The organism is Bacillus sp. P14.5, assembly GCF_003316765.1.
In the GTDB taxonomy this organism is placed as follows: domain Bacteria; phylum Bacillota; class Bacilli; order Bacillales; family Bacillaceae_B; genus Rossellomorea.
Map to the genome: position 1 here is coordinate 1 of NZ_NIJF01000063.1, position 15,221 is coordinate 15,221.

Here is a 15,221-nt window from a genome sequence, read left to right on the forward strand (position 1 = left end):
CCCATGAGGATGTGAACGAACGAAGCGGACGAAGAGATTCGCCGCTCATCGCCGTCCTCGCCTTTCAGCGCCGATGGTAGTTGGGGACTCCCCCTGTGAGAGTAGGACGTCGCCAGGCAAATTAAAGAGTACCCAAGGGGTGCTTCTTTTTTTGTATTCAAAAAGAACAAAGGGAGATCCTCTTCCTTTCCGCAACTCAATATGACGCAGGAGCGAGGATGGGGAGGAGCAAGAAGGTCGAGGACGAGAGGGAGAGAGCACCGGAATGGGCTCTGCCCATGAGGATGCGAACGAGCGAAGCGGACGAAGAGATTCGCAGCTCATCGCCGTCCTCGCCTTCAGTGCCGATGGTAGTTGGGGACTCCCCCTGTGAGAGTAGGACGTCGCCAGGCAAACCAAAGAGTACCCGAAGAGGTGCTCTTTTTGTATTCAAAAAGAAAAGGGGAGATCCCCTGCCGCCCATCAATAAAACGCAGGAGCTCATCGCCGTCCTCGCCTTCAGTGCCGATGGTAGTTGGGGACTCCCCCTGTGAGAGTAGGACGTCGCCAGGCAWACCAAAGAGTACCCGAAGAGGTGCTCTTTTTTGTATTCAAAAAGAAAAGGGGGAGATCCCCTGCCGCCCATCAATAAAACGCAGGAGCGAGGATGGGGAGGAGCAAGAAGGTCGAGGACGAGAGGGAGAGAACACCGGAGTGGGCTCTGCCCATGAGGATGTGAACGAGCGAAGCGGACGAAGAGATTCGCCGCTCATCGCCGTCCTCGCCTTCAACGCCGATGGTAGTTGGGGACTCCCCCTGTGAGAGTAGGACGTCGCCAGGCAAACCAAAGAGTACCCGAGGGGTGCTCTTTTTGTGTTACAAAAGAAAAGGAGAGACTGCCCTTCCATTTCGCAAATTGATAAGACGCAGGAGCGAGGATGGGGAGGAGCAAGAAGGTCGAGGACGAGAGGGAGAGAGCACCGGAATGGGCTCTGCCCATGAGGGGAAACCCTAGAAAATACTTCCCGCCTGGAAGGTATCCAAGTTGCTGGCTCGAATACATCATCTTCTCCGTTCAATCTTAATCATGACATTCAAACAGGGAACTGTTTATAGTGCTGGTTAGCTGACAACATTTATCAGCTACATAAAACAAACTAAAAACCGAACAATATCCAATATACTGATCGGTTTCTGATTACTATATGATATTACGACTTTCTCATAATGAGTTGTCTTAACTTCAAATTTTCTCCAAAGTGAAGGATTCCTTTAGGATAAACCTTTGCTGCAAAGTACCCGAAGACAAATGTTGTGGTCACCAGCAAGCCAATGGATATACTTATATCAATGAGGGAAGCAGCGTCTTTCATTACAAGAATTATCATATTAAAAGGTGATGTGAAAGGGAACATTGCCAGAAATTTTGATAGCAATGAGGCAGGATTATCTATTACAAAGAGGATACCTGAAAAAGCACTAGCCATTAACAGCATTGAAATTGGCATGGTTGTTCCATTCAGTTCTTCTGGACGACTTACCATAGAGCCGAATACGGCATACAGTGAGGCATATAAGAAATAACCCAATAAAAAGAAGATGAAGAAGTAAATACAATGCTCGATAGTAAGAGCTGAAAGGTTCAGTTCAAAATTCCCCAAGCTTTTTGCTGGTTTTACAAGCTCTAACTTAAGATAGAGTGCAACACATCCGAAAAAAGCAGTGAACTGCAAGAGCCCGGCTAAAGCGATTCCGAATATTTTACCGAAAATCATAGATAGAGGATTTACTTTTGTAACCATCACTTCCATGACTCTTGAGGCTTTTTCTGAAGCTACGCCGGTCGCGATTGTAGTACCGTACATCATAATCGCCATTAATATAAACATCAACATAAGATAAGTAACGAACACCGAAACTTCGTCATCACCACTGAATTCTTCTTTCTCCATCAATACAGGATTGAATAGGGACTGCTGATCAGACTTCAGAAGATTGTAACTGAGGACGATTTTATTGACCTTTTTGGATTGAAGGTACATGGACAACCCTGAATTTAGATTGACGTCATTCGCTTTAGAAAAATAGTTAACAGAGTAGTTGCTTTTATATTCATCTATAACATACAAGCCTAGTATTTTTCCTTCTTGAGCTTCCTCTTTGAAGAAATTCACCTGATTGGCCTGTCCTTCTTTCCACTTCCAGTTCATCAGTTGTTGTTTTAATTCTGCAACTTCAATGTCAGGGGTATTTAGGATGACCACTACTTCTTCTTTAGGGGGTGAAAAATTCTCCAGGATACTTGGCAGCGAGATTCCGGCTAAAGATATTATTATCAAAGCGAGAGTTGTCAGGATGTATGACTTGGAGGTTACTCTTTCTCGAAAGGATTGTTTGAAGACCAAAGAAAAACTTCTCATGATGAATCTCCTGCCTTTTCAATGAATATCTGATTTAAAGAGGGAGAGGCAATACCAATTTTTTGGATAACAACCATGCTTTTTAACCTTTCAATTAAATGTAATCCCTGTTCCATGGTTTTCACTCGAATTTGAAATTCTTTTCCTTTTTTCACGAAGTCTGTTTGCAACCTTTTCAACTGTTCTTCCAACAGATCAGGAGACTCAATGTTCACATACTTAAATCCATAACGTGTCTTGATCTCATTTAAGGATCCAGAAAGCACCACCTCACCGTGTTTCATCAGATAGACTTTATCGCAAAAAGATTCAACACTTTCCATTCTGTGACTCGAGAATATCAGGGTTTTCTTTTGATAAATGAGATCTCCAATTACCTCTTCCAACAGCTGAGCATTAACAGGGTCTAGTCCGCTAAAAGGTTCATCTAAGATGATTAGATCGGGATCGTGCATAACTGCTGCGATCAATTGAACCTTTTGTTGATTTCCTTTGGATAATTCCCCTGTGTCTTTATGGATGTACTCATTTATCCCTAACCGCTCGATCCAGTTTAATCCCTCCTGTTTTGCTAAACGCTTACTCATGCCTTCTAATCGACCAAAGTAAATCAATTGATCGAGCATGTTCATCTTAGGATAAAGTCCTCTTTCTTCTGGCAGATAACCAATCTTAATTTCTTTACGAGATAATGGTTTCCCTTCCCATTGAATATTCCCGCTCTCCTGTTGCACCAGACCTAAAATCATTCGGATGGTGGTGGTTTTTCCTGCGCCGTTTCTTCCGAGGAGACCAACAGCCTCCCCTTGATTTACTGATAAGGACAAATTTTTTACAGCATGATAGGTTCCGTAATGCTTATTAATATTTTCGATCAGCAAGCTCACAATTTGTCTCCCTCTCTTCTAAAAAATAGTTTTATATAATACCACTGCAAGGACACCACTCATAGCGAATAACCCATACACTAATAAATTTTTCAATTGATCATCTCCTTAACGATGCAGTCCCTGAAAGCTAATTACTATTTCCACTTTGCCATGAATAAAGTCAGTAGAGAAAGTAGTAATCTGCCAAAATGGACAGGGCAATGCTTGAGTACTAAGCGCTTAGTTTTTAACTTGAATTATTAAAATGTTTCCTACGTTTACTATAAGTAATTGGAAAAGGTTAATGGAATAGGTAAAAAACAATAAATTTCAATGAAAAAACTTGTTTAAAAAACCTTCATTTTTAACCAAATTATATTTTGTGGTTTGAAAAATACCTCATCCAATAGTTGTCGGCATGTCTTGCGATAGAACTTTTTAATAGAACATAAAATAGTTGAATATTGTATAATTAGACATAAATAATTTATCGTGAATTGATGATAGATTCGCTTTCTTTTATAGAACATGCCTGCTTAACCATCATTCAACAATAGGGCATCATCCAGATTGAAATGAAAAGAGTGAGGAAGATGGAGATAGGAGAAAGAATACGCCAAGTTAGAAAACATAAAGGAATGACTCAAACAGAGTTAATAAAAGGGATCTGTTCCAACACGTATATTAGTAAAGTAGAAAGTGGTAAGGCAAAACCATCTTACTCCTTTATTTTAAAAGTCGCTAAGGTGTTGGATGTGAACCCTGAATTTTTGACCAATCCGGAAGTGAAGAACGTCCAGCCAGACGTGGATAGAATTTATGAACGCTACATTCAATCGGAGAAAATAGATTCCCAAGATCTTGCTTTAATCAAGCTCCACGCAAGGGAAAACCATTCGAATTCTACCTTGGTCAAAATTTACTATGTCTTGATATCATATTATACAAACCACAATATTAAAGAGGCCGGTCAATTGGTCGGGCAGGCTAAGAATATAGTACCGACTGCTCATACATCAGTTGAAAATGAGCTCTCCTATTACTTCGACAGCCTTTTTAAATATTTTTATTATCTCAAAAATTACTCAGAAGCTTTGTTCTACGCGGATCTGCATCTACAATCATTACATCAGGAAGAATCTCCTCTGCGGGAAGCGAAAGCCTGCTTTAATCTTGCTAAAATTCGAACTAAATTGGATGAGGATTTAAAGCTTGCGAGAATCTATACTAAAAAGGCATTACATATCTTTAAAGAAGAAGATCTTAAACTGGGGATTGGAAATGCTTTGTCAGAATTGGCTATTCAGTATCATAATGATGGATTATATGATAAGGCATTGAAGGTTTTAGATGAACTTTCGGAGTTTTCAAAGGAATATGAGAAAGCCTATTATGCCCCAATCTTGGAATACAACTACGGAAGAGTGTTTCAGAAATTAGAGAAGTTTGATCAAGCAATAGAACATTACTTTAATAGTATGAAATATGATGAGAACTCAAAAGGAGAAGAGCACACCATCTATGCAGTAAAGTGCCTGGCTGAAATCAGTATAGAAAGAAAAATTGGGAAGAAGCCGATGAATACTTAAAGAAGGGTTTTGGATTAACCACTTCATTTCATCTTCCCAATATGCACATTCACCTGCTGCACTTGAGTGCTCAAATCTATAAAGCCCGTTTTGATTTTCCCTCTTATGAAAAAGAAATGCAGCAAGCTGTCAATCTGGCGAAAGAAGGAAAATATCCATTGCTTATCAAAGAAATCAGTACAGAGTTAGCAGATCACTACAATGAGATTCGCGCCTACAAGATGGCAGCTAAATATTATAAAATCGCGCTTAGTTAAGAATCACAGACAGCTCCTCAGGTCGATTGGGGGGCTTTTTTGAAGTTTTATGAAGACGCAGTTGATGTTAAGGTATGGTTCAGAACTGGAACCGGTCCCCTGATGAAGGACTGGTTAATTTTAAGGAAGATTGTAAATTTTCACCCACAGAATTACACAGTTCCACATAACGCCTGTTCCTTTTTAAACAATTTCCCATTAGACATACACAGACAGGATTTTGCTTACATAGTATAGCAACATGAGACAATTCGCTCTGTTTAAATTTTGTGAAAATGCGTATATTTGACCGGCTTCGGGGCAGAATAGGTGTATGGAGGTGGAGAGACTGGTGCTGAATACAGAGAAAAGGCTAGGGGAAACGTGTATTGTCTGCAGTCAGGAAAAGAGAACAGGGATTCATCTGTACACATCGTTTATCTGCATAGAATGCGAGAAAGATATGATTGGAACGGAAACGAGCCATCCTCAGTACAAGTATTTTGTGGAACAATTGAAGAAAGTCAATACACCGCAAATATATTCATAGACGAAGCCGGGGCCAAGACTCCGGTTTTTATTTTGATTGGGGGCAGCAGTCCCCAAGAGATACGCTTCCAACTCAATTATTCGAGAATACAGGTAAAGAGCAGCCTTATGATAAAATATAGACATTAATTTAAGGCCAGGAAGGATTGCTTTATATGAAAGATCAAAACAGAATGCCGTTGGTTGAGGCGCTTCAGAAGCATATAGAAAAAGACTCTGTGTCTTTTCATGTCCCTGGACATAAGAACGGGTTATTGGTGAAGGGACTGGCTGAAAGGGCTTTGGAGTATGATGTGACGGAACTGGCTGGATTGGATGATCTTCATGCTCCTGAGGATGCCATCAGGGAAGCGCAGGAGCTGCTGGCGGAACATTATGAAGCTGAGAAGAGTTATTTTCTTGTCAATGGGAGCACAGTGGGGAATTTAGCGATGATACTTGCTGTGTGTAATGAAGGGGATGTTGTATATGTCCAAAGGAATTGCCATAAGTCGATTTTGAATGGGCTAAAGCTCGCGAATGTGAAGCCCGTGTTCCTTCATCCAGAATTTGATGAGCAGACAGCTGTGTCAACAGGTATTTCCCAGGCAACATTCGTACAAGCGTTGAACCTCCATCCCGATGCTAAAGCTATAATTTTAACGTATCCCACCTATTATGGGACTGTATACGATATAAAGAGTTTAATAGAACTTGCTCACGAACATGGGGTAAACGTGCTGGTAGATGAGGCACATGGGGCCCATTTCTCTTCCGGCGCTCCATTTCCTTCGTCTTCATTGGAATGGAAAGCTGATGTGGTTGTCCAATCAGCTCATAAGACACTGCCGGCCATGACAATGGGATCTTTTTTACATATTGGGACTAAAAGGGTGAACCACATAAGGATCGAGTCCTGCTTAGGGATGCTGCAGTCGAGCAGCCCTTCTTACCCGATAATGGGTTCACTTGATTATGCCAGACAGTATATAGCATCCTATTCACTTACAGACATTGAATACTATTTGGAAAAAAGAAATGATTTTATAGAAAACTTACGCGGTACAGGGTATGAGATCATTGAAAGTGATGACCCGTTAAAGCTGATGGTAAGACTCAATGGATTTTCAGGTTATGGGCTTCAGGAGGAATTGGAGAACAGAGGTGTTTTTGCTGAGCTAGCCGATCCATACCAAGTCCTTTTCATCTTGCCATTGATTAAAAAGGGGATGGAATTTCCATTTGAAAAGGCGCTGCGGAGTATGAAAGAGATAGAATCTTCAGAGGGCACCCCGGTACCCATCTTTTTAAGGAACAAGCAAAGGATCTCGTCTCTCCGCCACTCATTTAGAGAGATGGAAACGAAAGTAAAAGTTTGGGTCCCGGTTGACGAGGCAGTGGGGAAGACCGCAGGGGAAGTGTTGATTCCTTACCCTCCCGGAATACCATTGTTTTATCCTGGTGAAGAAATCCTGGAAGAAAACATTTCAGAGCTGAAGAGGCTTAGGGAGCTTGGAGCGAAGTTTCAGGGTGGGCACAAACTGGAAGAGGGAAGAATAAGCGTCTTCATCTAGGTTGTTTCCGCATAAATTGCTGCTTAAAAAAATCCCAAGAGCCGTGTGTTCTATTTGACCAGGGAGAACAGCCCTTTTCTTTTTGATTACCATGGTATTGCTGATGTACTTCTGATTTAACATTCAATAGCAATAAAGCTTACGCTGTCTAAATCTGCAAACGGCACTGATATAAGTTATAATGTAAAAAGCATCTTGTGGAGGTTAAATGATGAGACAGGGATTATTTATTACAGTTGAAGGTCCTGAGGGAGCCGGAAAATCAACAATTATTAAAAAGATGGCCGAGGAGCTGGAAGAAAAGGGACTGAGTGTGGTCCTGACAAGAGAGCCAGGCGGGATTTCAATTTCGGAGGAGATTCGCGGGATCATACTGGATCCTGAGAATACAGCGATGGATGAAAGAACGGAAGCTCTGTTATATGCAGCGGCAAGAAGGCAGCATTTAGCTGAGAAAGTCATTCCCTCTCTTGAAAGAGGCAGCATTGTTCTCTGTGACCGTTTCCTTGACAGTTCACTTGCTTATCAAGGCCATGCAAGAGGGATTGGAATGGAGGAAGTATACAGCATCAATAAGTTTGCGATAGGCGAGACAATGCCGGATATCACTCTTTACTTCGATGTGGAACCTCAAATCGGCTTAGAGCGGATCGAGAAACATAAGGGAAGAGAAGTGAATCGCCTGGACCTGGAAGCAATCGGCTTTCATGAACGGGTACGAGAAGGCTATCTGATGCTGCTCGAGAAGTTTCCCGAGCGGATCAAAAAAATTGATGCCGGTATGACTTTTGATGAAGTATATGATCATGCGTTGAAAGTTGTTGAGCAATATATAAGAGAGCAAAGGCCAGTCAAATAGCAGACTGGTTTTCTTTTACCAAATTTTCAAAAGGCTCTTTTCGTAAACTTTGTTGCTTTTTAATATGAATTGCGTAAGGTGGCGTCATCATTCATTAGAACTATCCTGGTAAGCAAAAAAGAAAAGGGCTACTTCATCCATGTTAAAGAGAGAAACCTTAGTATCCAGGGTGATCACGTATGTGGGATTATCCCAAAAGAAACAATATTTGTGAAAAAACCTCTTCAAAAGATTGTTGCTTTTAAATGCTAATTTCTCCTAATACCCCTCTTATGTAGAAGGATTGGAGTGGAAATCCATTACTTTTAAAACAGCCACAATCTTTGTGAAAACAGCCTTTCAAAAACACTGTTTGCAGTAATTTCCATAATTTATTTGAAAAGTTTGAACAAGAACGGATATTATGAATCCTATATTCTTGCTATAATGGTATATATACAGTTTTGCGGAAGAGTCTTATGGGAGGAAGTGGAAGAAATGAAAATGATAATGGCAGTAGTACAGGATCAAGACAGCAACCGTCTTTCCAACGCACTGATGGAGCACAATTTCAGGTCGACTAAGCTTGCCAGCACAGGAGGGTTTCTTCGCTCGGGTAATACCACTTTCCTGATTGGGGTGGACGACATCAGGGTGGAAAAGGCTCTTCAGGTTATAAGGGACAGCTGCAAGTCAAGAGACCAAATGGTTGCCCCGGTTTCACCGATGGGCGGCAATGCAGATTCATATGTTCCCTATCCAGTGGAAGTGGAAGTTGGCGGCGCAACCGTTTTTGTTCTGCCAGTTGAACAGTTTCACCATTTTTAAAAGCGAGGGAATATAAGATGAAAATCAATCAAGATCTCCGCGCAGGACTAGACAAGGTACGTACCGAGCCGAAACTGAACCCTGGAGGATTAAATAAATTCAATACGCTTGTCAGCAAGCAGGATCAGAAGCTGCAAATGGAGCAGCTGGGAAAGCTGATGGGTGATATCACCAGTGCGGGGGAGAGGCTTTCCCGTTCAAGGACCTTTAAGGATCTCGCTAAGTATAAAAACCTGGTGAAGAAATTTGTAAAAGAAGCCGTTGATTACGGCATGAACCTCAAACAGTCTCATACATGGAATCAGCATGGAGAGGGAAGAAAGCTGAATATCGTGGAGAGTGTGGACCAACGGTTGTTGGAGCTGACCGAAGATATATTGGATGAAGAAAAACAATCAATTGATATATTAGGTAAAATAGGCGAAATACGCGGCCTGTTAATTAATTTATATACGTAAGTGAGTGATCGTGTTGTCCATGAGCTGGGAAGAACTCAATGAAATACAGCCTGTTGTCCTGCAGATGCTGGCCAACAGCATCAAGAGAGAGCGGGTGGCACATGCCTATCTCTTTGAGGGAGAAAGAGGAACCAGGAAGAAAGAAATTGCGGTCCTCTTTGCCAAATCACTGTTATGTGATCGTCCGGTGGATGGTATAGCGTGTGACCAGTGCAATAACTGCAAAAGAATCAACAACCATAATCACCCTGATGTCCATGCGATTGAACCTGATGGACTCTCAATAAAAAAGAACAAATCAGGACCCTTCAGAGTGAGTTCAGCAAAACAGGAGTGGAATCCAACAAGAAGATATACATTCTTTCTCATGCTGATAAGATGACGCCTAATGCGGCAAACAGTCTGCTGAAATTTTTGGAGGAACCTTCTTCGGAAACAACAGCCATCCTGATCACAGAACAGGTTCATCGTATCCTTCCGACCATCATTTCCCGGTGCCAGGTGGTATCCTTTCAGCCGCTGCCCAGGGAATTGATAAAGGAAAGGCTCATTTCAGAAGGAATAAATATTAATATGGCTGCGTTGGCAGCGAGTTTAACTAATAATTACCAAGAAGCTTTTGAATTAAGCAGCGAAGAGTGGTTTGCACAAGCGAGAATAATAGTGTTAAAATTGTATGAAGTCCTCCGCAAAAGTCCATTTCAGGCAATGATCAGTTTGCAGGAGGATTTTAACGAGCATTTCAAAGAGAAGCATCAAATAGATCGAGCGTTGGATCTTTTACTTCTTATATATAAAGATCTGCTGTATATACAGATAGGTCAAGGAGATAAGCTGGTGTACCCGGATAAGAAACAGGATTGGGAGTCAGATGCGCTTCAGGTTTCCACTAACAGTCTGTCTGATAAGATGACGGCCGTGCTTGAAGCCAAACGAAAACTTAACGCAAATATGAATACTCAGCTGTTATTGGAGCAGCTTGTGCTAAAATTACAGGGGTGATTTCCTTTGTACGATGTTGTAGGAGTACGCTTTAAAAAAGCGGGAAAAATATATTATTTCGACCCGGGTGAACTGGGAATCGAGAAGAATGACTATGTAATCGTAGAAACAGTAAGAGGCGTGGAATACGGGAAAGTGGTTGTTGACCGTAAGCAGGTTGGCGAAAACGACGTGGTCCTTCCATTGAAGAAAGTAATAAGATTGGCCGATCATAAGGATCAAATGGCCGTTCAGGAAAATAAAGAAGCTGCAGAAGAAGCGTATGAAGTCTGCTGCAGTAAAATTACAGAGCATCAACTGGATATGAAGCTGGTTGATGTCGAATATACATTTGATAGAAATAAAGTGATCTTTTACTTCACGGCTGACGGCAGAGTGGACTTCCGTGAATTAGTTAAGGATTTGGCATCCATCTTCCGTACGCGTATCGAACTTCGCCAGATCGGTGTAAGGGATGAAGCAAAGATGCTCGGCGGAATCGGCCCTTGCGGCAGGATGCTATGCTGTTCGACTTATCTGGGAGATTTCGAACCAGTATCAATCAAAATGGCGAAAGATCAAAACCTTTCCCTTAATCCAACGAAGATTTCCGGACTATGCGGTCGACTCATGTGCTGCCTGAAATATGAGAATGATGAGTATGAAGCGGCCAAAGAAGAACTTCCGGATTTAGGAGAGAGGATCAAAACACCGCAGGGTGAGGGTAAAGTGGTCGGTCTTAATATTTTGGAACGTGTCATCAAGGTGGATATCAAGGAAGTTGAACGTGTTCTTGAATTTACTTTAGATGAAATTACAAACGAAAGTGCCGTCTCAATTCAAGCCACAGAGTAACGGGGTGGAGTTAGTGGATAAAAAGGAGTTCTTTGATTCAGTCAGTAATATGGAGCAACAAATAGGACAGCTTTACCAGCAGCTGGGTGAATTGAAACAGGTCTTAGCGGAAATTTTAGAAGAGAATAATTCCCTGCAGCTGGAAAATGAACATTTGCGCAGAAGACTGGAGCAAACAGGGAACTCATCAAAAGGCGCTGCACGTAAAGGGAAGAAAGGGACCAGACAGTCTCATACTGAAGATAAGTCACTGGATGTTGGTGAAGGATACGATAACCTTGCACGGTTGTACCAAGAAGGATTTCATATCTGCAATATCCACTTTGGCAGTCCCCGTAAAGATGAAGACTGTTTGTTCTGCTTATCTTTCCTTAATAAAAAATAGCTTCAATATAAGCCTTCCTGACATCAGGAAGGCTTCGTTTTTACATAAAAATAGGCTGTTCTTCTAATCTTGTCAATGATAATACTGTGTGTAAAAACTTGTTCTTTTAAAATGGCTTTTTCAATGATTGTTTCTGTACAAGAGTAGTGGATTTCCGCTCCAGCCGCATGACTCCGCGGGGCGGGCGGTGAGCCTCCTTGGCTTCATAAAAAGCGGAAGCGGCCGCTCAGCGACGTACAGATTTTAGGGCTCACGCATGAGATAAAGGAATCACGGAGAGCGATAGCGATTCGATGATGACTTATCTATATAAAGTGGAAAGGCCCCGCTCAGCGGCGTACGGACTGGACTGACTCCGCATGAGATAAAGGAAACACAACGAACACAGTGAGTTGATGTTGACTTATCGCAAGGAGGAGGCAGGGAAGTACGCTAGCCGTTGGGGCCTTGCAGCTAGATTAGCAAGGAGAGAGACCGAAATCTGCTAGTCGCTGGCCGCTGAAGCTGGATTTGCCTGCGGGGTCTCACCTGTCCCGCTAGTCCCGCAGGAGGTCGTGCATCTTCCACTCCAATCCTCCGATATAAAAGGATAGAGAGAGGTTAATGAGCAATTAAAGCAACACTCCCTTAGAGAAGAGTCTTGATATTCAGTACTTGAAAAATACTACGTTTATTAAATATAATCATTAATTTCTGCTGCATATATGTACTTTGAAGAGTAGAGGATATGTCCTCCCTCTGCTTCCCTAATCTACAGCCAGCAGCAATTTTTATAACCTTTAGGTTAGAAGTTTCAATAAAAAACAGTTACTTCATATAGTACCTTTTTTGAAAAATATTATCTTTTGCACTATTTTATCCTGAGGCCAATTTTTATGGAGGATTGAATCGGAAAGTGTGCCCGACCTCCAACAGGACTGGCAGGAGTAAAAAAAGCAATAAACCCAACAATAGAACTAACAGTTTACAGAGAACCAGACGGAGGAGTAGAAATGGTTGAATTGAAAGAAGATGAAAGACTTGATTATCTGCTGGCAGAAAATTTAAGGATTATCCAAAGCCCGTCTGTATTTTCATTTTCCTTGGATGCTGTCCTGCTCGCTAACTTTTCTTATGTGCCAAAGCGAAAAGGAAAAATCATCGACCTGTGTTCTGGCAATGGAGTGATTCCCCTGATGCTGAGCAACAGGACGACTGTGCCGATCACCGGAGTGGAAATACAGGAAAGACTAATCAATATGGCTTCCCGCAGTATTGAATATAATCAATTGGGAGATCAAATTTCTCTAATTCATGGCGATATCAAAGACATGCCGGCTCACTTTGGGAACGATAAATTTGATGTTGTGACTTGTAATCCTCCCTATTTTTCTGAAGGAGAAAAAGTGAAAATCAACAGTAATGAACACTACGCTATTGCCCGCCATGAATTGCTTTGTACGCTGGAGGATGTGGTGAGATCAGTAAGCACACTTCTCAAACAGGGCGGAAAGGCTTCTTTTGTACACCGGCCAGGCAGAGGGGTGGATTTGCTCACTCTTATGAGAAAGTATCGCATAGAACCAAAACGGATCAGATTTGTCTATCCGAATAAGCATAAAGAAGCAAACACTGTATTGGTGGAAGGAATTAAGGATGGCAGCCCCGATTTGAAAGTGCTGCAGCCGCTCATTGTTTATAATGAAGATGGCAGTTACGGAAGTGAAGTCCATCGAATGCTATATGGACAGGATAGTTAGCAGGAATTGTTCACTAACAGAAGAGAAGGTGAAGAGAGTGAAAACACAGAAGAGCTTTCATGAAACTGGGACAGGCAGCCTCTACCTGGTACCGACTCCGATCGGTAATCTCGAGGATATGTCTTTCAGGGCCGTCAGGATTCTAAAAGAATGTGATGTCATTGCGGCTGAGGATACACGAAATACAAAGAAGTTATGTAATTACTTTGAGATAGATACCTTCGTTGTCAGCTACCATGAGCATAATAAAGAGAGCAGCGGGGAAAAACTCCTTGAAAGGATTGAAAACGGGGAGACGGTGGCTCTTGTCAGTGATGCCGGCATGCCCTGCATATCTGATCCCGGTTATGAAATCGTCAGGGAAGCGGTGGATAGAGGTATTTCGGTCATTCCGCTGCCGGGAGCGAATGCCGCATTGACCGCCTTAATTGCCTCAGGAATAGTGCCGCAGCCATTTTATTTTTATGGCTTTCTTTCACGAAGCAAGAAAGAGAAGCGCAAGGAACTAGAAATTCTTTCAAAGCAGAATAGTACATTGATTTTTTATGAGTCCCCTCACAGGTTGAAGGAGACCCTCAAGGAAATGAAAGACATTCTTGGTAATCGGTCAATTGTTCTATCCAGGGAGCTGACAAAGAAGTTTGAAGAATTTATACGAGGATCACTTGAGGAAGCACTGGAGTGGAGCAGTGAAGGAGAGGTCCGCGGGGAGTTCTGTCTAGTTGTCGAAGGCAGTGCTGATACTCAAGAACCTGAAGCGGAAGAACAATGGTGGAGCTCACTTACCTTATCTGAACATGTGCAGCATTATATAGAAGAAAAAGAAATCTCATCAAAAGAGGCAATCAAAATGGTTTCCAAGGAAAGAGAGATTCCTAAGCGAGATGTCTATCAGGCGTTTCATGTGGAATGACTCAAGCAGAGGAGTCCTTAAGGGTCTTTAGTTTAAAACATAGAGCGGCTTTGATAAACTTAAGTGGAAATAATTTTCCAAAAGGAGTTACTGCATGACACTACATGGTAATGAAAAACTCTATAGAGCAATAATCGAAAATCAGCAGGCCCTGGCGGAGCAATGGTTAAAGCTCAGAACGAAGAAATCTGATTCAATTTATTCCGCCGATGCAGATGAAAAATATGAAAAGCTTCTTAGGGAGCAGAACGCTATGACAACCAAAACAATTGCCAGTTCACTTTTAAATGATAAAGAAGAATACCATCAGAACCTTGAACAGTGGGCAGTAATGGTGGCGAAAAGCCGGTCTGAATTAGGGACGCCGATTTATGAAGTCCTTGAAGCTGTCCATGGTTTCCGGGGTATCATAATGGAGTTTTTAGATGGATTTGTGATGGATCAAGAAGATTCGATTACGAAGAAAGAGATATTAGATTGGAATCAATCCATCCACACGGCATTTGATCTGCTGATTCAGGAGTTTTCAAGAATGTACTATACTATCACAAGAGATAGAATGAAAGCTCAGCATGAATTGATTACGGAGCTGGGGGCGCCAATCATACCTGTAGGCAGTAAGATAGCAGTCCTTCCTTTGATTGGGGATATTGATACCGAAAGGGCAAGGAGGCTAATGGAGATTGTCCCAATGAAATGTATGGAGAAGAATGTGGATCAGTTATGCATTGACTTATCCGGCGTACCCATTGTGGATACCATGGTGGCCCAGCAGATTTACTCCATCATCCAGGCGCTTTCCCTTCTTGGCATCAAAACATCACTTTCAGGCATAAGGCCGGAAGTGGCCATAACCTCTGTTCAGCTGGGAATCGATTTCAAGGAAATCAACACCTTTAATACCTTAAAGCAGGCTCTGCAAAAGACAGGGCTTAAATAAAGGGGAATCAACGGGCTCTATTACGAAAGAAACTCCTTTCATGACTGTCACCAATTGATAAAAATAAAGTACCCTGAGAACGCCTCTAA

Annotated in this window: 15 protein-coding genes and 1 pseudogene; 14 read left to right on the forward strand and 2 right to left on the reverse strand. The window is 42.1% G+C overall.

The features are described from left to right. Positions 1–1,190: 1,190 nt before the first annotated feature. The gene (locus tag B9Z54_RS09390; RefSeq protein WP_113928151.1) at positions 1,191–2,399 is read right to left on the reverse strand and encodes an ABC transporter permease; all 1,209 of its coding nucleotides are present in this window, start codon (positions 2,397–2,399) and stop codon (positions 1,191–1,193) included. Then, positions 2,396–3,286, reverse strand: a complete 891-nt coding sequence (locus tag B9Z54_RS09395) for an ABC transporter ATP-binding protein (protein WP_113928152.1) — start codon at positions 3,284–3,286, stop codon at positions 2,396–2,398. The genes B9Z54_RS09390 and B9Z54_RS09395 overlap by 4 nt, the downstream gene beginning before the upstream one ends. Positions 3,287–3,861: 575 nt before the next feature. Between B9Z54_RS09395 and B9Z54_RS09400 the strand changes: the two genes are divergently transcribed. The 14 genes and pseudogenes from B9Z54_RS09400 to B9Z54_RS09465 all read left to right on the forward strand — a co-directional run bounded on the left by B9Z54_RS09400 (position 3,862) and on the right by B9Z54_RS09465 (position 15,132). Beyond that, complete coding sequence (locus B9Z54_RS09400; RefSeq protein WP_162785159.1) at positions 3,862–4,857, forward strand: helix-turn-helix transcriptional regulator; 996 nt, start codon at positions 3,862–3,864, stop codon at positions 4,855–4,857. 41 nt (positions 4,858–4,898) lie between these two features. Then, positions 4,899–5,114, forward strand: coding sequence for a hypothetical protein (locus B9Z54_RS09405; RefSeq protein WP_113928154.1), 216 nt, complete (start codon positions 4,899–4,901; stop codon positions 5,112–5,114). A gap of 39 nt (positions 5,115–5,153) precedes the next feature. Continuing rightward, positions 5,154–5,351, forward strand: coding sequence for a hypothetical protein (locus B9Z54_RS09410; RefSeq protein WP_113928155.1), 198 nt, complete (start codon positions 5,154–5,156; stop codon positions 5,349–5,351). A gap of 76 nt (positions 5,352–5,427) precedes the next feature. After that, positions 5,428–5,643, forward strand: coding sequence for a sigma factor G inhibitor Gin (locus tag B9Z54_RS09415; protein WP_113928156.1), 216 nt, complete (start codon positions 5,428–5,430; stop codon positions 5,641–5,643). Positions 5,644–5,797: 154 nt separating this feature from the next. Further along, positions 5,798–7,195, forward strand: a complete 1,398-nt coding sequence (locus tag B9Z54_RS09420) for an aminotransferase class I/II-fold pyridoxal phosphate-dependent enzyme (RefSeq protein WP_113928157.1) — start codon at positions 5,798–5,800, stop codon at positions 7,193–7,195. Between the two features lie 211 nt (positions 7,196–7,406). After that, positions 7,407–8,054 (forward strand): dTMP kinase, encoded by a 648-nt coding sequence (gene tmk, locus B9Z54_RS09425; protein ID WP_113928158.1) that lies wholly within the window; start codon positions 7,407–7,409, stop codon positions 8,052–8,054. A gap of 477 nt (positions 8,055–8,531) precedes the next feature. Then, complete coding sequence (locus B9Z54_RS09430) at positions 8,532–8,861, forward strand: cyclic-di-AMP receptor (protein WP_113928159.1); 330 nt, start codon at positions 8,532–8,534, stop codon at positions 8,859–8,861. Positions 8,862–8,878: 17 nt separating this feature from the next. Further along, on the forward strand, positions 8,879–9,319 hold the full coding sequence (locus B9Z54_RS09435) for a YaaR family protein (protein WP_113928160.1): 441 nt from the start codon (positions 8,879–8,881) through the stop codon (positions 9,317–9,319). Between the two features lie 19 nt (positions 9,320–9,338). Further along, positions 9,339–10,321, forward strand: a pseudogene (gene holB / locus B9Z54_RS09440) (DNA polymerase III subunit delta'). Positions 10,322–10,327: 6 nt separating this feature from the next. Next, a complete protein-coding gene (locus tag B9Z54_RS09445) occupies positions 10,328–11,155 on the forward strand; it encodes a PSP1 domain-containing protein (RefSeq protein WP_113928161.1) in 828 nt (275 codons plus the stop codon). 13 nt (positions 11,156–11,168) lie between these two features. Next, the gene (yabA, locus tag B9Z54_RS09450; RefSeq protein WP_113928162.1) at positions 11,169–11,540 is read left to right on the forward strand and encodes a DNA replication initiation control protein YabA; all 372 of its coding nucleotides are present in this window, start codon (positions 11,169–11,171) and stop codon (positions 11,538–11,540) included. 992 nt (positions 11,541–12,532) lie between these two features. Beyond that, the gene (locus B9Z54_RS09455; protein ID WP_113928163.1) at positions 12,533–13,279 is read left to right on the forward strand and encodes a tRNA1(Val) (adenine(37)-N6)-methyltransferase; all 747 of its coding nucleotides are present in this window, start codon (positions 12,533–12,535) and stop codon (positions 13,277–13,279) included. A 37-nt stretch (positions 13,280–13,316) separates the two neighbouring features. Next, complete coding sequence (gene rsmI, locus B9Z54_RS09460) at positions 13,317–14,192, forward strand: 16S rRNA (cytidine(1402)-2'-O)-methyltransferase (RefSeq protein ID WP_113928164.1); 876 nt, start codon at positions 13,317–13,319, stop codon at positions 14,190–14,192. Between the two features lie 94 nt (positions 14,193–14,286). After that, a complete protein-coding gene (locus B9Z54_RS09465) occupies positions 14,287–15,132 on the forward strand; it encodes an STAS domain-containing protein (RefSeq protein WP_113928165.1) in 846 nt (281 codons plus the stop codon). Positions 15,133–15,221: the final 89 nt, after the last annotated feature.